This is a genomic window from Streptomyces longispororuber (assembly GCF_014656095.1).
Lineage (GTDB): Bacteria > Actinomycetota > Actinomycetes > Streptomycetales > Streptomycetaceae > Streptomyces > Streptomyces longispororuber.
On the sequence record NZ_BNBT01000061.1, the window covers coordinates 11950 to 32200 of the forward strand.

The 20251-nt window shown below is 74.0% G+C and carries 13 protein-coding genes; 2 read left to right on the forward strand and 11 right to left on the reverse strand.

Annotated features, from left to right (window positions below):
- Positions 1-39 precede the first annotated feature (39 nt).
- The 3 genes from IE330_RS19815 to IE330_RS19825 all read right to left on the reverse strand — a co-directional run bounded on the left by IE330_RS19815 (position 40) and on the right by IE330_RS19825 (position 7528).
- Entirely contained in the window at positions 40-1485 is a 1446-nt protein-coding gene (locus IE330_RS19815) for an aldehyde dehydrogenase family protein (protein ID WP_190137398.1), read from the reverse strand.
- A gap of 1951 nt (positions 1486-3436) precedes the next feature.
- Complete coding sequence (locus IE330_RS19820) at positions 3437-5005, reverse strand: PucR family transcriptional regulator (RefSeq protein WP_190137399.1); 1569 nt, start codon at positions 5003-5005, stop codon at positions 3437-3439.
- Positions 5006-5368: 363 nt separating this feature from the next.
- A complete protein-coding gene (locus IE330_RS19825; protein WP_190137400.1) occupies positions 5369-7528 on the reverse strand; it encodes an ATP-binding protein in 2160 nt (719 codons plus the stop codon).
- Positions 7529-7835: 307 nt separating this feature from the next.
- On the opposite strand from IE330_RS19825, the gene gabT reads away from it, so the two are divergent.
- Both gabT and IE330_RS19835 read left to right on the forward strand, forming a co-directional pair.
- Positions 7836-9170 (forward strand): 4-aminobutyrate--2-oxoglutarate transaminase, encoded by a 1335-nt coding sequence (gabT, locus tag IE330_RS19830; RefSeq protein WP_190137401.1) that lies wholly within the window; start codon positions 7836-7838, stop codon positions 9168-9170.
- 591 nt (positions 9171-9761) lie between these two features.
- Positions 9762-10457 carry a phosphatase PAP2 family protein gene (locus IE330_RS19835; protein WP_190137402.1) on the forward strand — a complete coding sequence of 232 codons (696 nt, stop codon included), beginning with the start codon at positions 9762-9764 and terminating at the stop codon, positions 10455-10457.
- Here the strand turns inward: IE330_RS19835 and IE330_RS19840 are convergent.
- The 8 genes from IE330_RS19840 to IE330_RS19875 all read right to left on the reverse strand — a co-directional run bounded on the left by IE330_RS19840 (position 10411) and on the right by IE330_RS19875 (position 19806).
- A complete protein-coding gene (locus IE330_RS19840) occupies positions 10411-11538 on the reverse strand; it encodes a chitinase (protein ID WP_444546233.1) in 1128 nt (375 codons plus the stop codon). The genes IE330_RS19835 and IE330_RS19840 overlap by 47 nt on opposite strands.
- 128 nt (positions 11539-11666) lie before the next feature.
- Positions 11667-12242 (reverse strand): hypothetical protein, encoded by a 576-nt coding sequence (locus IE330_RS19845; RefSeq protein ID WP_190137404.1) that lies wholly within the window; start codon positions 12240-12242, stop codon positions 11667-11669.
- 198 nt (positions 12243-12440) lie between these two features.
- Complete coding sequence (locus tag IE330_RS19850; RefSeq protein ID WP_190137405.1) at positions 12441-13859, reverse strand: NAD(P)/FAD-dependent oxidoreductase; 1419 nt, start codon at positions 13857-13859, stop codon at positions 12441-12443.
- 81 nt (positions 13860-13940) lie between these two features.
- Positions 13941-14744, reverse strand: a complete 804-nt coding sequence (locus tag IE330_RS19855) for an ABC transporter permease (protein WP_190137406.1) — start codon at positions 14742-14744, stop codon at positions 13941-13943.
- Positions 14744-15670: an ABC transporter permease gene (locus tag IE330_RS19860; protein ID WP_190137407.1), complete on the reverse strand. Its 927-nt coding sequence runs from the start codon at positions 15668-15670 to the stop codon at positions 14744-14746. The genes IE330_RS19855 and IE330_RS19860 overlap by 1 nt, the downstream gene beginning before the upstream one ends.
- Positions 15667-16812, reverse strand: coding sequence for an ABC transporter ATP-binding protein (locus IE330_RS19865; RefSeq protein ID WP_190137408.1), 1146 nt, complete (start codon positions 16810-16812; stop codon positions 15667-15669). Before IE330_RS19865 ends, IE330_RS19860 begins: the two co-directional genes overlap by 4 nt.
- Positions 16813-16862: 50 nt before the next feature.
- Entirely contained in the window at positions 16863-18107 is a 1245-nt protein-coding gene (locus tag IE330_RS19870; protein WP_190137409.1) for an ABC transporter substrate-binding protein, read from the reverse strand.
- A 172-nt stretch (positions 18108-18279) separates the two neighbouring features.
- Positions 18280-19806, reverse strand: coding sequence for a gamma-aminobutyraldehyde dehydrogenase (locus IE330_RS19875; RefSeq protein ID WP_190137410.1), 1527 nt, complete (start codon positions 19804-19806; stop codon positions 18280-18282).
- Positions 19807-20251: the final 445 nt, after the last annotated feature.

Here is a 20251-nt window from a genome sequence, read left to right on the forward strand (position 1 = left end):
TCTCCTCCTGTCCTGCGGGGCGCAGGTGCGGGCGTGTCGTTACAGCTCCAGGCCGGTCAGGACCATGACGCGCTCGTACGTGTAGTCCTCCATGGCGTAGCGGACGCCCTCGCGGCCGACGCCGGACTGCTTCACGCCGCCGTACGGCATCTGGTCCGCGCGGTAGGAGGGCGCGTCGCCGATGACGACGCCGCCGACCTCCAGGGCGCGGTGGGCGCGGAAGGCGGTCTGCAGGTCGTGCGTGAACACGCCCGCCTGGAGGCCGTACTTGGAGTCGTTCACGGCGTCGAAGGCGGCCTGCTCGCCGTCCACCTTCGTGACCGTGAGGACCGGGCCGAAGACCTCCTCGCAGGCGATCGTGGTGTCGGCCGGCACGTCGGCGAGGACGGTCGGCGCGTACGTGGCGCCGTCGCGCTTGCCGCCGGTGAGCAGCCGGGCGCCCGCCTGGACGGCCTCGTCGACCCAGGACTCCACGCGCTTGGCGGCGTCCTCGTTCACCAGCGGGCCGACGTCGGTACGCGGGTCGGAGGGGTCACCGGTGACCTGGCTCTCGACGGCCGCGACGACCTTCGGTACGAGCCGGTCGTACACGGAGGCGTCGGCGATGACGCGCTGGACGGAGATGCAGGACTGGCCGCCCTGGTAGTTGGAGAAGGTCGCGATGCGGGTCGCGGCCCAGTCCAGGTCCGCCTCGGAGGAGAAGTCGCCGAGGACGACGGCCGCGCCGTTGCCGCCCAGCTCCAGGGTGCAGTGCTTGCGCGGCACCGAGTCCATGATCTGGTAGCCGACCTTGTCGGAGCCGGTGAAGGAGATGACCGGCAGCCGCTCGTCCTGGACGAGGGCGGGCATCTTGTCGTTGGCGACCGGCAGCACGGACCAGGACCCGGCCGGCAGGTCGGTCTCGGCGAGCAGCTCGCCGAGGACGAGGCCGCTGAGCGGGGTGGCCGGGGCGGGCTTGAGGATGATCGGCGCGCCGACGGCGATCGCGGGGGCGACCTTGTGGGCGCACAGGTTCAGCGGGAAGTTGAACGGCGCGATGCCGAGGACGACGCCCTTGGGGAAGCGGCGCGTGAGGGCCAGGCGGCCCTGGCCGCCCTGGTCGGTGTCCAGGCGCTGGGCCTCGCCGCCGTTGAAGCGGCGGGCCTCCTCGGCGGCGAAGCGGAACACCGAGACGGCGCGGCCGACCTCGCCGCGGGCCCACTTGATCGGCTTGCCGTTCTCGGCGGAGATGAGCTGCGCGATCTCCTCGGTGCGCTCCACGAGGCGCTTCGACACGTGGTCGAGGGCGGCGGCGCGGACGTGGGCCGGGGTGGCCGCGAACTCCTCGGTGACCGCGTGGGCGGCGGCGACGGCCTCCTCCACCTGGGCGTCGGTCGGCACGGCCGCCTGGGCGACGAGGCGCCCGTCCCACGGCGAGGTGACGTCGAGGGTGGTCTCACCGGTGGCCTGGCGACCGGCGAGCCAGAAGGCGTGGAGGGAAGTCATATGCGTTCCGGTCCTTCCGTGGAGGGGGGTGTTCCTGCTGGTACGGGGTCCACCGTAGGGGTGGAGGTTTTGGTGGGGGGTTGTCCGGGGCGGCGTAGTGGGGGTGGGGGGCGCGCCGGATTGTCAGGGGCGGGGTCCTCGTCCTCCTCCCACCCGCCCACCCGTACAGCCCCGGCGACCGGCACCGGCCCCGACCTGGCGGCTCGCGGGTACGCCGCCAACTGACCGCCCACCGCCGCTACCGCGACGGCCCTTCCCACCCGCCCACCCGTACAGCCCCAGCAACCAGCACCCACCCCGACCTGACGGCTCGCGGGTACGCCGCCAACCGACCCGGCCCACCGCCGCTACCGCGACAGACCTTCCCACCTACCTGGACAGCCCCAGCAACCGACACCCGCTCCCCCGGCCTGACGGCTCACAGGTACGTCGCCGACCGACCGATCCGCCGCCGCTACCGCGACAGACCTTCCCACCCACCCACCCGGACAGCCCGGTGACTGGCTGCGGCCCCGACCTGGCGGCTCGCGGGTACGTCGCCGACCGACCGATCCGCCGCCGCTACCGCGACGGACTTACCCACGCGCCCCCCGTGCAGCCGGGTGACTGGCCGCGGCCCCGACCTGGCGGCTCACAGGTACGTCATCGGCCGACCGGCCCCATCTGCCGCTCGCCCGGACGCGCGCCCCGCTGTTCCTCAGCAGAGGGGCGCGGGCGAGAGAAGAGTCTGTGTGGGGCTGCCCTGGGGATGGGGCGGTAGGTGGGGAGCTGCACCGGTGGGGACGGCTCGGCTCGGGGCCTGGCACCCGCCCCGACCTGACGGCCCACCGGGTACGGCATCGACCGACCGGCCTGCCGCTCACCCAGATGCGCGTACTTCCGCCGTTCAGCAACGGAGGAGGCGGACGGGGGAAGAGCCTGCGGTGTGGGGCCGCCCCGGACTTGGGGCGGTAGGTGGGGAGCTTCGCCGGTGGGGCGGCCCGGGCTCAGGAGCCCGGCACCCGCCCCGACCTGACGGCCCACCGCTACGGCATCGGCCGACCGGCCCCACCTGCCGCTCGCCCAGATGCGCGTACCCCCGCCGTCCCGCAGCGGAGGGGGCGGGCGGGCGGGAGAAGAGCCTGCGGTGCGGGGCCGCCCCGGACACGGGGCTGTAAGTGGGAAGGGCTTGGCCAACGGGGTGGGCCGGGCTCGAGGGCCCGGCACCCGAGCCCGGCCCGGCGGCCCACCGCTACGTCACCGGCCAACCGGCCCCACCTGCCGCTCGCCCAGATGCGCGTACCCCCGCCGTCCCGCAGCGGAGGGGGCGGGCGGGTGGGAGAAGAGCCTGCGGTGTGGGGCCGTCCCGGGCACGAGGGCGGTAAGTGGGGAGGGGCTTGGCCAACGGGGTGGGCCGGGCTCGAGGGCCCGGCACCCGAGCCCGGCCCGGCGGCCCACCGCTACGTCACCGGCCAACCGGCCCCACCTGCCGCTCACCCGGGCGCGCGTACCCCGCCATTCCTCAGCCGAAGGGGCGGGTGGGCGGGAGAAGAGCCTGCGGTGTGGGGCCGCCCCGGGCACGAGGGATGTAAGTGGGAGGGGCTTGGCCAACGGGGTGGGCCGGGCTCGAGGGCCCGGCACCCGCCCCGGCCCGGCGGCCCACCGGTACGGCATCGGCCGACCGGCCCCGCCGGCCGCTCGCCCGGACGCGCGTGCCCCGCCGTTCCGCAGCGGAGGGGCGGGCGGGTGGGAGAAGAGTCTGCGGTGTGAGGCTGCCCCGGATGTGGGTGGGGAAGGGCTTCGCCGGTGCGGGAGGCCGGGTTCGGGGCGCGGTAGAGGCGCCCTTTTGGGGGTGGCCGGGCTCTCGGGGCCCGGGGAAGGTGCCCCCCGAGCCGGGGGAAAGGGCCCCTCGGGGCGGGGCCGGGCCGGGAACGGCGCGTGGGGCCGGGCCGCGGTGGTGGGGCGGGCCCCGTCAGGGGGCTTCGGCCGTGGGGATCGACGTGGCCTTCAGGGACAGCCACAGTTCCATCCGGACGTCCGGGTCGTCCAGGGAGCGGCCGAGGATCTCCTCGACGCGCCGCATCCGGTAGCGCAGGGTGTGCCGGTGCACGCCCAGGTCGGCGGCGGCCGCGTCCCACTGGCCGTGCCGCGACAGCCACGCCCGCAGCGAGGCGACCAGGTCGCCGCGCCCCGTGGCGTCGTGCTCGCGCAGCGCCCGCAGCAGCCCGTCCGCGAAGGCCCGTACCGCGTCGTCCGCGAGCAGCGGAAGGACCGAACCCGCGGCCAGCTCCTCGTGCTCGACGAGGGCCTTCCCGCGCCGCCGCGCCACGGACAGCGCCTGCTCGGCCTGCTTGTAGGCGGCCGCGGCGGCGCTGGGCCCGGCGGGCGCGGACAGCCCCATGAGGAGGCCGGGCTCCTCGCGCGGCGCTTCCGGGGAGGCGTACGCGGTGGCGGCCTCCTGCGCCGCGCCGCCGTCGGCGACGAGCAGGACGAGCCGTTCGCCGTACGGCACCACGAGCAACGCCTCGCCGCGGCGCGCGGCCGCCGACTCGACGGCGTCGACGAGCGGCGCGGACCACGGGCCGTCCTCGCCGGCGGCCGGGGGCGGGCACTCCGCGACCATGAGCCGGAACGGCGCGTCGAGCAGCCCGCCGTACAGGTCCCCGGCCACGGCCCGGGCGTGGTCCGGCTCCCCGGCGAGCAGCATGCGCAGCACCGCGGCGCCGACGCGGCCCTCCGCGGCGGCCAGGGACCTGGAGCGCTCGGTGGTGAGGGTGAGGAGCGCGATCGCGGAGTGCACGGCGTACCGCTCGGCGGTGCCGAGGGTCGACGCCGTGCCGACGGCGAGCGCGGCGCGCGGACGCCGCCCGGTGCCGAGGGAGTGCAGCTCGATCCGGTCCTCGGCCCCGGCGACGACGAGGCTCGCGGGGGCGGGCCGCTCGCGCAGCCGCTCCACGTCGGGCGTGAGCCGGGCGGCGCGGCGCGCGGCCCACTCCGGCGCGGTGGCGACGACCGCGCCCGAGGCGTCGTACAGCGCCGCCCACCCGTCGACCTGTCCGGCGAGCGCGCCGAGCAGCCCCTCGGGGCCGTCGCCGAGCGCCTGCCGGGTCAGTTCGCGCTGGGCGGCGAAGCCCGCGGTGACCGCGCGGTACTGGTCGGCGGCGATGGCGGCCGACACGGCCTTGCTGATGGCGAGGAAAGGGGTGCGGCGGGGCACCTCGATGAGCGGCAGGTTCTCCTCGGTGGCCGCGTCGAGGAGCGCCTTGGGGATGTCGGGGTAGTTGACGCCGACGGCGAAGCCGAGCCCGACGACGCCCGCGCCGACGAGCCGCCGCACGTACCGCCGCATCGCCTCGGGGTCCTCCGCGTCCAGCTTGAGCGCGGTGATCAGGAGCAGCTCACCGCCCTCCATGTACGGCACGGGGTCGGCGAGTTCGCTGACGTGCGCCCAGCGCACGGGGGTGTCCAGGCGGTCCTCGCCGGCGCGCACGGTCAGCTTGAGCGCGGAGTGGTGGACGAGCGAGGCGAGCGTGGGCGGCATGGGACCTTCAGGGCGTGCGGCGGTGGTGGGGGCGGGCACCGTCGGTGGGCCGGCGCGGATGATCCATTGGCCGCGGTGTATGACGGCTACCGTCGATTCTGCCCCACCGTACGGTCGCCACGGCACCGTGCGGGGTATATCCGCCCGGGGTTTTCCCGCCCCGGGCCGGGGCCCGCGTCCGTGAGAGCCTCCACCCCGGGCCGGGGTCGGCTGTCCTCCGTGCGGGCCTCCACCTCGGGCCGGAGTCCGCTGTCCTCCGTGTAGGCCTCCGATCCACTGCTCCCCGCACAGGCCTCCACCCCGGACCGGGGCCCGCTGCACCCCGCGCAGGCTCCGCCCCGGGCAGGGTCCCCCCGGAGGGCCTCAGCCCCGCAGGTCCACCAGGAGCGGCGGCGCGTGCTCCCCCCGTACGTCCGTCAGGGAGAGCACCGCGTGCCCCGGGGGCACCGCGTGCGCCAGCTCCGAGGCCGACCAGCGCTCGCGCTCGACCTGGCGGACGGTGACGGCGCGGGCCGTGGGCGCGTGGCCGGTGATCACGCGGCGCAGGATGTGCAGGGCCTTTCCGGCGGGGGTCTCGGCGATGATCTGGCGGTCGGTGACGTCGCGGGCCTCGATCCACTCCTTGCCCCACACCTCGGCGAAGTCCTGCCCGTCCCAGGGGGTGAGCCCCGACAGGGCCATGCGGCAGCCGACCGCGCCGAGCAGCGGCGAGCGCAGCGGGCGCGGGACGTCGTCGAGGGTCCGCAGGGTCAGGACGACGCCCGCGTTCGCCGAGCGCAGCCGCTGGATCCGGCGCACCGACTCGGGCGTGACGGTACCGGTGGCGTCGTCCAGGACGAGGCAGGCGAACAGCGAGCGGTCCTCGCGCGCGGCGGCGCTGGCGGTGAACTGGGCGAGGACGAGCCGGGCGAGGATGCGCGAGGCGTCGGCGTGGCCGCGCTCGGGCAGGTCGACGCGGACCCGCACCGGGTGGTCGAGGGCACGCAGCGAGAAGGGGGTGCTGCGCCCCGAAGTGTCGAAGAAGGCGGCGAACGCGGGCCGGTCGAGCAGCGCGATCCGGTCGGCCAGGATGGCGCCCAGGTCGCCCGGGTGGCCCAACTGGCGCTCGCGCGCGTCCAGTTCGCGGAGCATGACCTCGTGCCCGGAGTCCTGGAGCGCCTTGCGGAGCGCGCCGAGCGGCTCGGGCACGCCGTCGAGCAGCGCGCGCAGCTCCGGCACGGAGGGGAAGCGGCCGTGGACCGCGCGGTACGGGCCGAGGAGCTGGGCGAGGACGGTCGTCGAGCGGCGGGTGTCGGCGCCCAGGTGCGGGTCGACGAGGTCGCCGACGAGGGCCTCGGCGAGCACGGCCGCGGCCTCGTCCGGGTCGGTGGTGCCGCCGTACAGGTCGAGGTCGTACACGGAGTCCGGCCGGCCGACGCGGATCACCACGTCGTAGGCGTCGGCGGGCCCCAGGCCCGCGCCCGCCGCGCCGACCACCACGACCGCCGCCCGCCCGGCGAGCGCCTGCAGGCAGAGCGCCTCGGCGATCGGCCAGACCACGGAGCCGGTCTTGCCGGAGCCCGCGGGGCCGACGGCCAGCAGCGAGGTGCCGATCAGGTCGGGGCCGAGGGCGAGGCCGGTGCCCCGGTAGGCGTAGGGGTTGCGCGGGTCGTCCACGGTGGCGCCGAGGCGTACCTGCGCGGTGGCGAGGTCGTGCCGGGCGGCCCGCGCGGGCAGGTCGCGCTGCCCGGAGGGGTGCGGGCAGGCGGCGGCGCCGTCGCGGGCCACGGCGTCGGTGAAGGCGGCCAGCGGGCTGTTGCCGGAGCGCACGGAGCGCCAGGCGCGGGCGATGCGGGCGGCGTCGATGTCCTTCATCAGCCCCGCGCGGGCGTCGGCGGCCAGCCGGTCGGCCGCGGGCCCGGCGCCCCCGGCCCGCAGCTTCGGCCACTGGGCGGGGTCCTCCTCGGGCACGGGCACGGGCTCCTCCGGCCGCGGGCGGCGCAACCGCGGCGCGACGAACCGGCGCCAGATCTCGCCCCAGCGCCCCACCTTGCCGACACCGATCATGATGGCGAGGACCACGAGCAGGGTGTAGCCGTCCCAGACGAGCAGATTGACGAGCTGGCTGTCGCTGGTGCGCCAGGAGTCCGGCGTGAAGAGCTCCAGCGGAACGATCCACCAGCTCCCCAGGTAGCCGTTGTACAGCAGCGACCAGATCAGCCAGCCCACCAGGAACGCGATGCCCGCGCCGGTCAGGAGCTGGCGGGTCGGGACGGTCTCCGGCTCCTGCTCGGGCCGCGGGGTGTGCCCGTACCGCCACACGCCGGGGGCGGCCTTGGGCCGCGGGGTGCGCAGCCAGGCCAGGAACTCCTCGCCGGCCTGTCCGGGGGCCGCGCCCGGCGCCCGTGCGGGCCGGGGCGGGAGCGCGGGCGGCGGGGGGTGGGCCGTGCCGCCGCCGGGCGGCGCCTGCCGTGGCACCGGCGTGGCGTGCGTACCGCGAGCGTCGTACGTGCCGCGAGCGTCGTACGTGCCGTCGGAAGTCATGGCCCTTGCCCCCTGACCTGCCCTGTCATGGCTCTGCGTGCTGGTTCGCGGCTCAATCTAGTGCCAGGGCGGCGGGGTTGGGCCCCGCGTCCGCCGATCACGGCCCGGGACGCCGCCCCGGCGGCCGGACCGTGGCTATGTCCACCGCGGACAACCGCCGCGCCCAACCCCTCCCCCGTGGAGCATGCCCGCCTCCGCCCGCCACCCCTAACCTGCGGGGAAGAGTCAGAAGCGTCCGCAGGTCGAGCGTCGTACCCCACGACCCGCGCCGGAGGCGTCCGCACGAACCCCCCCCCCAGGAGCCCTCATGACCGACCTTCCCCAGGAGCGCCGCGTCGTCACCGCCATCCCCGGGCCGAAGTCCCAGGAGCTGCAGGAGCGCCGCCTCGCCGCGGTCGCGGGCGGCGTGGGCTCCGTGCTGCCCGTGTTCACGGCCCGCGCGGGCGGCGGCATCATCGAGGACGTCGACGGCAACCGCCTGATCGACTTCGGCTCCGGCATCGCCGTGACGTCCGTCGGCGCCTCCGCCGAGGCCGTCGTCCGCCGCGCCTCGGCGCAGCTCGCCGACTTCACCCACACCTGTTTCATGGTCACGCCGTACGAGGGCTACGTGGCCGTCGCCGAGGCGCTGGCCGAGCTCACGCCGGGTGACCACGCGAAGAAGTCGGCGCTGTTCAACAGCGGCGCCGAGGCCGTCGAGAACGCCGTCAAGATCGCCCGCGCGTACACCAAGCGGCAGGCCGTCGTCGTCTTCGACCACGGCTACCACGGCCGCACCAACCTCACCATGGCGCTGACGGCGAAGAACATGCCGTACAAGCACGGCTTCGGCCCGTTCGCCCCCGAGGTCTACCGCGTCCCGGTCGCCTACGGCTACCGCTGGCCGACCGGCGCGGAGAACGCAGGACCCGAGGCCGCCGCCCAGGCCGTCGACCAGATCACCAAGCAGGTCGGCGCCGAGAACGTCGCCGCGATCATCATCGAGCCGGTGCTCGGCGAGGGCGGCTTCATCGAGCCCGCGAAGGGCTTCCTGCCCGCGATCAGCCAGTTCGCCAAGGACAACGGCATCGTCTTCGTCGCGGACGAGATCCAGTCCGGCTTCTGCCGCACCGGCCAGTGGTTCGCGTGCGAGGACGAGGGCATCGTCCCCGACCTGATCACCACGGCCAAGGGCATCGCGGGCGGCCTGCCGCTCGCCGCCGTGACCGGCCGCGCCGAGATCATGGACGCCGCGCACGCAGGCGGCCTCGGCGGCACCTACGGCGGCAACCCGGTGGCCTGCGCGGGCGCGCTCGGCGCCATCGAGACGATGAAGGAGCTCGACCTCAACGCCAGGGCGAAGGACATCGAGGCGGTCATGAAGGCGCGCCTGACCGCCATGGCCGAGAAGTTCGACATCATCGGCGACGTCCGCGGCCGGGGCGCGATGATCGCGATCGAGCTGGTCAAGGACCGCGCCACCAAGGAGCCGAACCCGCAGGCGACCGCCGCCCTCGCCAAGGCCTGCCACGCCGAGGGCCTGCTGGTGCTGACCTGCGGCACGTACGGCAACGTCCTGCGCTTCCTGCCGCCGCTGGTGATCGGCGAGGACCTCCTGAACGAGGGCCTGGACATCATCGAGGCCGCGTTCGCCACGGTCTGAGCCGCGCGGGCGCCGCGCGCCCGACCGTGCCACCAGAGCCGGGGCCGTCCCTTCGCGGGGCGGCCCCGGTTCCGCGTCCGGGCGGCCCGGCGCGCACGGCCCGGCCCGGCCCGCGAGGACGAGCGGCCGGGCGACCGGGGTGTCCAAGTGTTCAGCGCGCCGGGCCGCCGCGCGGGAGCGGGAGGGGCACGCCCGCTGACATGTGGGGACCTCACCGGGTACGAAACCGGTGACCGAGAGTGACGGTCAGGGCCTGTGAAGAACGTGTGCGAGCCCCATGACGGCACCCGGTTCCGGCTGTTGGGCCCCGAGCTCCTGACGTACGGTTTCTGCAGATGAGAGAAACACGTCGCCTGCGGGAGACCGCGGGTGACACCGGGTGAGGGCCTCCCCAGCTCCACTCCGGTCGTGCCGTCGCGCACACATCTGGAGCCAAGTGCTCCGGAACTCCTCACTGATCGGAACGCCGTCCGTCCCAACCCCCCCGGGCCGGACGCCACGCCGATCACGTCGGCCGTCCCGGAACCACCCCCCCTGTTCCGGGACGGCCGACCCTCCACCGCGGCAGGCGCTCCTGAGAAGCTGTCCGCCATGCGCACCTCCCCCGACCCGGGCGGCCCGCCCGCCCCGTCGGGCACCACGGACAGCGGCCGTCCCCCTCGGTGGTGGCCGGGCCCGCTCGTCCTCGGTGCCCTGTTCGCCGTGCTCACCTGGCAGGTGGTCCGAGACACCCCCCTGCGGCGCCTCGACGAGCGGCTCGGCGACGGCCTCCGCGGCGGCCCTCTGCCACGGCCCTTCGCCGAACTCCTCGCCGACCTGGGGAACATGACGGTGGCGCTGCCCGTGCTCGCCGCCGTCGTCGCGTACACGGCCCGGCGGGGCCGGCGCGCCGGCGCGGAGCGCTGGTGGGCCCCGCCGCTGGCCGCCGCCGGGGCCATGGCCGCCGTGCCCCTCCTGGTCGTCCCCCTGAAGGTGGCCGTCGACCGGGGCGCGCCACCCGGCATGGACGGCAGCGGGTACTACCCGTCCGGCCACACGGCCACCGCCACCGTCGCCTACGGCGCCGCCGCGCTGCTGCTCGCCGACCGCGTCCGCGCGCCCCGCGCCCTGGCGCTCGCGTGCGTCCTGGTGAACCTCGGCGTCGGCCTCGGGCTCGTCGTCCGCGGGTACCACTGGCCCGCGGACGTGGTGGCGAGCTGGCTGCTCGGCGGCGCGCTGCTGCTGGTCGCGGCCCGGCCGCTCAGCCGAAGTACCGGTCGAAGTTCTTCGAGAACTCCCCGTTGTTGAAGCGGTCCCAGTTGATCGACCAGGTCATCAGGCCGCGCAGGGCGGGCCACCTGCCGTGGGGCTTGTACGTGCCGCAGTTGGTGTTCTTCGTCAGGCAGTCGAGGGCCTTGTTGACCTCGCTCGGCGGCACGTGCCCGTTGCCCGCGTGCGGCGAGGCGGGCATGCCGATGGCGATCTTCTCCGGCGGCAGGGGCGGGAACGTGTGCGCCGGGTTGCCCTTGACCGGGAAGCCGGTGAGCAGCATGTCGGTCATGGCGATGTGGAAGTCCGCGCCGCCCATCTGGTGGTACTGGTTGTCGAGGCCCATGATCGGGCCGGAGTTGTAGTCCTGGACGTGCAGCAGCGTCAGGTCGTCGCGCAGGGCGTGGATCACCGGCAGGTACGCGCCCGCGCGCGGGTCGGCGCCCCACTGGCCGGGGCCGTAGTGCTGGTAGCCGAGCTGCACGAAGAACGTCTCGGGCGCCATGGTGAGGGTGAAGCCGGGGCCGTACCTGGCCTTGAGGGTCTTCACGGCGGAGATCAGGTTCACGACCACCGGGGTCGTGGGCTTGCGGAAGTCGGTGTCGTTGGCGTTCAGCGAGAGGGAGTGGCCCTCGAAGTCGATGTCCAGGCCGTCGAGTCCGTACTCGTCGATGATCGCCGACACCGAGGAGACGAACTTGTCGCGGGCCTGCGCGGTGGTGAGCTGCACCTGGCCGTTCTGGCCGCCGATGGAGATCAGAACCTTCTTGCCCTGGGCCTGCTTGGCCTTCACGGCGGCCTTGAACTCGTCCTTCGTCTCGACGTTCGGGCACTCCGTCTTCGGACAGAGGCTGAAGCGGATGTCGCCGGAGGTCGGCGAGGTCGGCTCGCCGAAGGCCAGGTCGATGACGTCCCAACTGTCCGGGGTGTCGGCGAGCCGCGTGTAGCCGGAGCCGTTGGCGAAGCTGGTGTGGAGGTAGCCGACGAGGACGTGGGCGCCGAGGACGGCCCCCGCCCGGGGCGCGCGGGGCGCGGCCGGCGCGGCCGGGGTGTCGGAGGTGCCCGACGCGCCCGCCGGGCTCTGGGCGGCGAGCGTGCCGGACGCCGCGAGCGCGAGCACGGCGACCGCGGTACGGAGTCTGGGCCTGGGGGTGCGCGAGCGTGCCACAACTGCCTCCGGGGGTGGGGGTGGTGGAGAGCAGGACACCGCTCAAGTTGGTCCAGACCAATGCGCTTGTCAAGTCCCTGTCATTCAGGGCGAGGCCCGCTGCCCGGGTCCTCCGGGCTCCCCGGCTCCGGCACGGCCCCGAGCTCCTCCGGCCCGTTCGCCTCCGGCACGGCCCCGAGCTCCTCCGCCCCGTTCGCCTCCGGCACGGCCCCCGGTGCGAGCCGCGCCGCCGCCTCGTGCATGGCGAGTTCCAGCAGCGCAGGGTCGGTCAGCGTGCCCGAGCCGTCCGGGGGGATCAGCCAGCGCACGGTTCCGGTGGCGCGGGCGGGGTGGGGCACGACGATCCAGGTGCCGCGGCCCGCGCCCCGCACGCCGGTGCCGACCCAGCGCGCGACCGTGCCCGGCGGCACGAAGAAGCCCACGCGTCCGTCGCCGAAGTCGGCGAGCACCGGGCCGGGGCGGTCGACCACCCGCGTCAGCACGTCCAGTGTGGGGCGGCCGAGCTCCCCCGGCAGGATCAGGACGTCCCAGAGTTCGCCCGCCGGGAGCAGCGCGACCCCCGAGGGGCCGCGCTCCCACTCCCAGCGGCAGGCTCCCGGGTCCGGTGCCGCCGAGACCAGCCACTCCACCGCCGATTTCGCGCCCGAGCCGTGCATGGAAGGACCTCCCTGTCGTCGTGTGCGTACGTACGCCTGTCACGAGGGAGAGCGGCCCGGGAGCCGGGCATTACGCGAGTGCGTGTCCTGAGCGGTGGTGAAGTGTGCCGCGGCGCGGGAGGGCGTACGCCGGGTGCACGGCGGCGGGCGGGTGTCCGCCACCCGCCCGCCCGGACGCGCCCCGCCCGCCCGGGGCGGCTAGCTGTCGAAGCCGAGCCCCAGCCTGTCCATCGCCCGTAGCCACCCGCTGCGCCGGCCGCCCTGGGCGTCGGCGCGGGCGAGGGCCCTCTTGGTCAGGGTGATGCCCGCCCAGGCGAAGGGCTCCGGCGGGAACGGCAGGGGCTTGGAGCGGACCATCTCCAGGGCGGTGCGCTCCGTGCGCTCCCCGGCGAGCAGGTCCAGCATCACGTCGGCGCCGAAGCGCGTGGCGCCGACGCCGAGCCCGGTGTACCCGGCGGCGTACGCGACGCGGCCGCCGTGGGCCGTGCCGAAGAACGCCGAGAAGCGCGAGCAGGTGTCGATCGCGCCGCCCCACGCGTGCGTGAAGCGCACCCCTTCGAGCTGCGGGAAGCAGGTGAAGAAGTGGTCGGCGAGGCGCGCGTACGTCTCGGGGCGGTGGTCGTACTCGGCGCGCACCTTGCCGCCGAAGGGGTAGATGGCGTCGTACCCGCCCCACAGGATGCGGTTGTCGGCGGAGAGGCGGAAGTAGTGGAACTGGTTGGCCGCGTCGCCGAGGCCCTGGCGGTTGCGCCAGCCGATCGCGGCCATCTGCTCCGCGCTCAGCGGCTCGGTCATGAGGGCGTAGTCGTACACCGGGACCGTGTACGCGCGCACCCGCCTGACCAGCGACGGGAACACGTTCGTGCCGAGGGCGACGTGCCGGGCGAAGACCCTGCCGTACGGGGTGCGCACGGCCATGCCCGCGCCTGCGGGGGCGAGCTGGAGCGCGGGCGTGTTCTCGTGGATCCGTACGCCGAGTTCGCGGCAGACGCGCTTGAGGCCCCAGGCCAGCTTCGCGGGGTGCACCAGCGCGACGCCGTCGCGGTCGTGGAAGCCGCCGAGGAAGGTCGGCGAGTCGACCTGCGCGCGCACCTCGTCGGCGTCCAGCATCTCCGTGCCGCCGGTGAGGCCGCGGGCCGTCAGCTCCTCGTACGTCTCGTGGAGTTCGGCGAGCTGGTGCGGCTGGGTGGCGACGTCGATCTCGCCGGTGCGCTCGAACTCGCAGTCGATGGCGTAGCGCTCGACGGCGGCCTCGATCCCGTCGAGGTTGCGGCGGCCGAGCTCCTCCAGGGCGGCGATCTCCTGGGGCCAGCGGGCCAGGCCGTTGGGGGTGCCGTGGGTGAGGGACGCGGCGCAGAAGCCGCCGTTGCGGCCGGAGGCGGCCCAGCCGATCTCGCGGCCCTCGACGAGCACGACGTCGCGTGCGGGGTCGCGCTCCTTGGCGAGCAGGGCGGTCCACAGGCCGCTGTAGCCGCCGCCGACGACGAGCAGGTCGCAGCGCTCGTCGCCGACGAGGGCCGGTTCGGGTGCGGGCCGGGCCGGGTCGTCGAGCCAGTACGGGACCGGCTTGGCCTCGGCGAGTGCGGCGGTCCAGCGGTTCATGGCGCTACCGGCCATGATGTCAACTCCCTAGGTACTGCTTGTCGGGTGCGGAGGGAAGGGCCGGCCGGTCCGGACGGCCGGCCGGAGGGTCGAGGGTCAGGTGGACTTCCTGTTGCGGCGCCTGCCGACGAGCATTCCGGCGAGCACCAGGACCACGGCGACGAGGAACATCGCCGTACCGATCACATTGATCTGAACGGGCGTGCCCCGCTGCGCGGATCCCCAGACGAACATGGGGAACGTCACAGTGGACCCGGCGTTGAAGTTCGTGATGATGAAGTCGTCGAACGACAGCGCGAAGGCGAGCAGCGCTCCCGCCGCGATGCCCGGTGCCGCGATCGGCAGCGTGACCCGCAGGAACGTCTGCACGGGTCCGGCGTAGAGGTCCTGCGCGGCCTGTTCCAGACGCGGGTCCATCGACATCACGCGGGCCTTCACGGCGGTGACCACGAAGCTCAGGCAGAACATGATGTGCGCGATCAGGACGGTCCAGAAGCCGAGCTGGGCGCCCATGTTGAGGAACAGCGTGAGCAGCGAGGCGGCCATGACCACCTCGGGCATCGCCATCGGCAGGAAGATCAGCGCGTTCACGGCGCCGCGGGCCCGGAAGCGGTAGCGCACCAGGGCGAAGGCGATCATCGTGCCGAGCACGGTGGCGCCCAGCGTCGCCCAGAACGCGATGCGCAGGCTGAGCGAGAGCGAGCCGCACATGTCGGCGACGCCGCACGGGTCCTGCCAGGCCTCGGTGGAGAACTCCTGCCAGGAGTAGTTGAAGCGGCCCTTCGGCTTGTTGAAGGAGAACACCGTGACGACGACGTTGGGCAGCAGCAGATAGGCGAGCGTGAGCAGGCCGGCGATGACGACGAGGTTCCGGCGCAGCCAGCGGAAGGGCGTTCTCACTAGACCAGGTCCTCCGTCCCCGCCTTGCGGATGTAGAACGTCACCATGAGCAGGATGGCGGCCATGAGGAGGAACGACAGGGCCGCGGCCGTCGGGTAGTCCAGGATGCGCAGGAACTGCGTCTGGATCACGTTGCCGACCATGCGGGTGTCGGTGGAGCCGAGCAGGTCGGCGTTGACGTAGTCGCCCGCGGCCGGGATGAAGGTGAGCAGCGTGCCGGAGACGACACCGGGCATCGACAGCGGGAACGTGACCTTGCGGAACGTCGTGGAGGGCCGGGCGTAGAGGTCGCCCGCGGCCTCGTGCAGCCGCGGGTCGATCCGCTCCAGGGACGTGTACAGCGGCAGCACCATGAACGGCAGGAAGTTGTACGTGAGCCCGCAGACCACGGCGAGCGGCGTGGCGAGGACGCGGTCGCCGTCGGTGGCGCCGAGCCAGTTGGTGACGTCCAGGACGTGCAGCGCGTTCAGCGCGCCGACCACGGGCCCGCCGTCGGCGAGGATCGTCTTCCAGGCAAGGGTGCGGATGAGGAAGCTGGTGAAGAAGGGCGCGATGACGAGGACGAGGATCAGGTTGCGCCAGCGGCCCGCGCGGAACGCGATGAGGTACGCCAGCGGATAGCCGAGCAGCAGGCACCCGGCCGTGGCGGCGCCCGCGTACAGCACCGAGCGCAGGAACTGCGGCCAGTAGTCGCCGAGCGCCTCCCCGTACGTGGCGACGTGCCAGGTGACCTCGTACCCCTCCTCCAGGGAGCCGGTCTGCACCGACGTGGAGGCCTGGTAGACCAGCGGCAGCGCGAAGAAGACGAGCAGCCACAGCAGGCCGGGCAGCAGCAGCCAGTACGGGACGAGGCGGCCGCGCCTGCGGGGCCCGGCCGGCGGCGGGGCACCGTCGGTGGGCGCGGGCGCCTGGACGGGGGCCGTCACGCGTCCTCCTCGACCTTCTCGATGCCCGCCTCGACGTCCTGGCCCGCGTCGAGGCCGAAGGTGTGGGCGGGGTTCCAGTGCAGGACGACCTCGGCGCCGGGGGTGAGCCGGGGGTCGCGCTCGACGTTCTGCGCGTACACCTCGAAGGCGGCGCACACGGGGCTGTCGATCACGTACTGCGTGGAGACGCCGAGGAAACTGGCGGCGGCGATGCGGCCCGTGAGGCGGTTGCGGCCGTCCGGGACGGTGCCCGCGTCGTCGGCGTGGGCCAGGCTGATCTTCTCGGGGCGGACGCCGGCGAGGACCTTTCCGCCGGGGCCCGTGGCGGCGGCGCACCGGTTCCTCGGCAGCACGAGCTTGCCGTCGCCCGCCGTGAGGACGACGTCGTCGCCGCTGACGGAGTGCACCTCGGCCGCTATGAAGTTGGAGGTGCCGAGGAAGTTCGCGACGAACGTCGTGCGCGGGTTCTCGTACAGCTCGGCGGGGGCGCCCTGCTGCTCGACGCGGCCGCCGTTCATCACGGCGACGGTGTCGGCCATCGTCATGGCCTCCTCCTGGTCGTGCGTGACGTGGACGAAGGTGATGCCGACCTCGGTCTGGATGCGCTTGAGCTCCAGTTGCATCTGGCGGCGCAGCTTCAGGTCGAGGGCGCCGAGCGGCTCGTCGAGCAGCAGCACCTTGGGGTGGTTGATGAGGGCGCGGGCCACGGCGACGCGCTGCTGCTGGCCGCCGGAGAGCTGGTGCGGCTTCTTGCGGGCCTGCTCGCCGAGCTGGACCAGGTCGAGCATCTCGCCGACCTGCTTCTTCACGGACTTGATGCCGCGCCGGCGCAGGCCGAAGGCGACGTTCTCGAAGATGTCGAGGTGCGGGAAGAGCGCGTACGACTGGAAGACGGTGTTCACCGGCCGCTTGTAGGGCGGCAGCGCGGTGACGTCCTGCTCGCCCAGGCACACGGTGCCGGTGCTGGGCTCCTCCAGTCCGGCGATCATGCGCAGGGTGGTGGTCTTGCCGCAGCCGGAGGCGCCGAGCAGGGCGTAGAAGGAGCCCTGGGGCACGGTGAGGTCGAGCGGGTGGACGGCGGTGAACGAGCCGTAGCGCTTGCTGATCCCGGTCAGGCGGACGTCGCCGCTGGTGTCGGTCATGAGTTCTTCCCAGAGGTGTGAGCGGTCGGGGCGGGCGCGGGACCGGGGCGTCAGGCGCCCGCGAGCCGGGCGAACTTCTCCTCGTACGCGGTCTCTTCCTTCGGCGTGAGCGACCGGAAGGCGTGGGACTTCGCCGCCATCTCCTTGTCCGGCAGGATCAGCGGGTTGCGCGCCGCCTTCGGGTCGATCCGGGCGAGCGCGTCCCGGACGCCGTCCACCGGGCACACGTAGTTGATGTACGCGGCGAGCCGGGCGGCGGGCCCGGGCTCGTAGTAGTAGTCGATGAGCCGCTCGGCGTTGCGCTTGTGGCGCGCCTTGTTGGGGACCAGCAGGTTGTCGGTTGAGGTGATGTAGCCGCTGTCCGGGATCGCGAACTCGACGTCGGGGTTGGAGAGCTTGAGCTGGACGACGTCACCGGCCCAGGCCACGCACGCGGCGAGGTCGCCCTTGTCCAGGTCGGCGGTGTAGTCGTTGCCGGTGAAGCGGCGTATCTGCCACCGGTCGACGGCCTTCTGCAGGCGGGCGATCGCCGCGTCGAAGTCGTCGTCGGAGAACCGCGCCGGGTCCTTGCCCAGGTCGAGCAGGGTCATGCCGACGGTGTCGCGCATCTCGGACAGGAACCCCACGCGCCCCTTGAGCTTCGGCTCGTCGAGGAGCTGCGAGACGGAGGTGATCTCCTTGCCGTCCGTGGCCTTCTTGTTGTACGCGATGACGGCGGAGATGCCGGTCCACGGGTAGGAGTACGCGCGTCCGGGGTCCCAGTCGGGCGAGCGGAACTGGGCGGAGAGGTTGGCGTAGGCGTGCGGCAGGTGCGCCGGGTCGAGCTTCTGCACCCAGCCGAAGCGGATGAGGCGGGCGGCGAGCCAGTCGGTGACGCAGATGAGGTCGCGGCCGGTGTCCTGGCCCGCGGCGAGCTGCGGCTTGATCTTCCCGAAGAACTCGCTGTTGTCGTTGATGTCCTCGGTGTACTTGACCGTGATGCCGGTGCGCTTCGTGAACGCGTCCAGGGTGGGCCGCCGCTCGTCGTCGTCCACGTCCATGTACTCGGTCCAGTTGGAGAAGGTCACGCGCTTCTCCTTCGCCGAGCGGTCCTCGGCGGCGAGGCCGCCCGTGCCCCGGCCCGCGGCGGGGATGCCGCAGGCGCTCAGGGCGCCGAGGCCGCCCGCGGCGACCGCGGCGCCGCCGGTGGCGCGCAGCAGGGAGCGGCCGGTGAGCGCGTCCCGGCCGCCGCGCAGGCTCCGGTGCCAGGCGGCCCGCAGGGCCGGGGAGAGACGGTCGGGCTCGTACTGCTCCATGCGCTGGTCTGCCCTTTCGGGAGGGTCCCTTGCGGGAGGGGTTCCTTGCGGGAGGGGTACCTTGCGGGAGGGTTCCTTGCGGGAGGGTGAGGGGGGCGCCGCCGGTCACGCGGCGCCCTCACCCGGGTGTCGGCTGTCCCCCGCGGACCGGCCGCCGGTGGCCCGTCGGCCGCTACCGGTCCCCGAAGACCGTGCGGTGCCAGTCCTTGCGGGCGGCCGCGGTGTTGTCGAACATGACGTGCTTGATCTGCGTGTACTCCTCGAAGGAGTAGGCGGACATGTCCTTGCCGTAGCCGGAGGCCTTGTAGCCGCCGTGGGGCATCTCGCTGAGGATCGGGATGTGGTCGTTCACCCAGACGCACCCGGCCTTGATCTCGCGGGTGGCGCGCTGGGCGCGGAACACGTCCCGGGTCCAGGCGGAGGCGGCGAGCCCGTAGGGGGTGTCGTTGGCGAGCCGCAGCCCCTCGTCGTCGCCGTCGAAGGGCAGCACGACGAGGACGGGCCCGAAGATCTCCGCCTGTACGGCCTCGCTGTCCTGGGCGGCGCCGGTGATGAGGGTGGGGCGGTAGTAGGCGCCCGGGTGGTCGAGCGGGGCCCCGCCGGTGACCACGCAGGCGTAGGCCCGGGCCCGCTCGACGAAGGCGGCCACGCGGTCGCGGTGGGCGTGCGAGATGAGCGGCCCGAGGTCGGTGGCCGGGTCGAGGGGGTCGCCGAGCCGGACGGTCGCCATGAGGTCGGCGACCCCGGAGACGAAGGCGTCGTACAGGGGCCGCTGCACGTACGCGCGGGTCGCGGCGGTGCAGTCCTGGCCGCTGTTGATGAGCGCCCCGGCGACGGCGCCGTGCACGGCCGCCTCCAGGTCGGCGTCGTCGAACACGACGAAGGGGGCCTTGCCGCCCAGCTCCAGGTGCAGGCGCTTGACGGTGGCGGTGGCCAGCTCGGCGACGCGCTTGCCGACGCCGGTGGAGCCCGTGAAGGACGTCATGGCCACGTCCGGGTGGCCGACGAGGTGCTCGCCGGCGTCGCGGCCCGCGCCCGTGACGACGTTCACGACCCCGTCCGGGATGCCCGCCGCGGTGGCGGCTTCGGCGAACATCAGCGAGGTGAGCGGCGTCAGCTCGGAGGGCTTGAGCACGATGGTGTTCCCGGCGGCGATCGCCGGCAGGACCTTCCAGGCGGCCATCTGGAGCGGGTAGTTCCAGGGCGCGACGGACCCGACGACGCCGATCGGCTCCCGGCGGACGTACGAGGTGTGGTCGCCGCCGTCGTACTCCCCCGCGGACTGGCCCGAGAGGTGGCGGGCGGCCCCGGCGAAGAACGCGGTGTTGTCGACGGTCCCCGGCACGTCGAACTCGCGGCTCAGCTTGATCGGCTTGCCGCACTGGACGGACTCCGCGCGGGCCAGGTCCTCGGCGCGGGCGGACAGTTCGGCGGCGAAGCGGTGCAGCGCGTCGGAGCGCTCGCCGGGGCTCGCGCCCGCCCAGCCGGGGAAGGCCTCGGCCGCGGCGGCCACGGCGGCGTCCACGTCCGCGGTGCCCGCCAGCTCGTAGCGGAGGACCTCCTCGCCGGTGGCCGGGTCGACGACCGCGTGGCCGCGGCCCGAGGTGCCCCGGGTGAGCCGCCCCGCGATGTACTGCGCGCCGTCCGCGAAGCGGTCCCGTGCCGGGAAGAACTGGTCACGCGCCTGGAATGTGTGCATCCCGCTCTCCTCCGCCACCCCTCCCGAAAAAGGGGCCGACGTCGTTCCAGATCGATTTGAGTGCCGATCCTGACAGAGGGCCCCTGGTCCAACAAGTGATTCCGTAGTTGCCTTTTGGTTACGCGACGGAATCTGTCGACCAGGTGTCGAGTCCCCCGGGAAAAGGCAGGACGGAGTGTCCGTGGTGCGTGTCAGGGTGGCGTGCATGAACGACAGCACGGGGGCGGGCGCGGTGCGCGCGACGGACGACATCCGCTCGGTGGCGGAGCTGAGGGCCGCGGTGGAGGCGGGCCGGCGGGCCGCGCGGCTTCGCTTGCGCTGAGCTGGGGCGGGTTTTCTTTCCCGCCCTCCCACCCGTGACACCCTGCCGCCAGGCGCGGCCCCAGCGCGGAGCGCTGTCCCGCCGTCGTGCGTTCTTCTCCCACCCGCCCACCCGTTGCTCCCC

What these genes read in the sequence shown, in the direction of transcription:
- IE330_RS19870 (WP_190137409.1), bottom strand. Translation starts at nt 18,107, where the DNA reads ATGGAGCAGTACGAGCCCGACCGTCTCTCCCCGGCCCTGCGGGCCGCC.
- IE330_RS19815 (WP_190137398.1), bottom strand. Translation starts at nt 1,485, where the DNA reads ATGACTTCCCTCCACGCCTTCTGGCTCGCCGGTCGCCAGGCCACCGGT.
- IE330_RS19835 (WP_190137402.1), top strand. Translation starts at nt 9,762, where the DNA reads ATGCGCACCTCCCCCGACCCGGGCGGCCCGCCCGCCCCGTCGGGCACC.
- gabT (WP_190137401.1), top strand. Translation starts at nt 7,836, where the DNA reads ATGACCGACCTTCCCCAGGAGCGCCGCGTCGTCACCGCCATCCCCGGG.
- IE330_RS19820 (WP_190137399.1), bottom strand. Translation starts at nt 5,005, where the DNA reads ATGCCGCCCACGCTCGCCTCGCTCGTCCACCACTCCGCGCTCAAGCTG.
- IE330_RS19825 (WP_190137400.1), bottom strand. Translation starts at nt 7,528, where the DNA reads ATGACTTCCGACGGCACGTACGACGCTCGCGGCACGTACGACGCTCGC.
- IE330_RS19875 (WP_190137410.1), bottom strand. Translation starts at nt 19,806, where the DNA reads ATGCACACATTCCAGGCGCGTGACCAGTTCTTCCCGGCACGGGACCGC.
- IE330_RS19845 (WP_190137404.1), bottom strand. Translation starts at nt 12,242, where the DNA reads ATGCACGGCTCGGGCGCGAAATCGGCGGTGGAGTGGCTGGTCTCGGCG.
- IE330_RS19865 (WP_190137408.1), bottom strand. Translation starts at nt 16,812, where the DNA reads ATGACCGACACCAGCGGCGACGTCCGCCTGACCGGGATCAGCAAGCGC.
- IE330_RS19850 (WP_190137405.1), bottom strand. Translation starts at nt 13,859, where the DNA reads ATGGCCGGTAGCGCCATGAACCGCTGGACCGCCGCACTCGCCGAGGCC.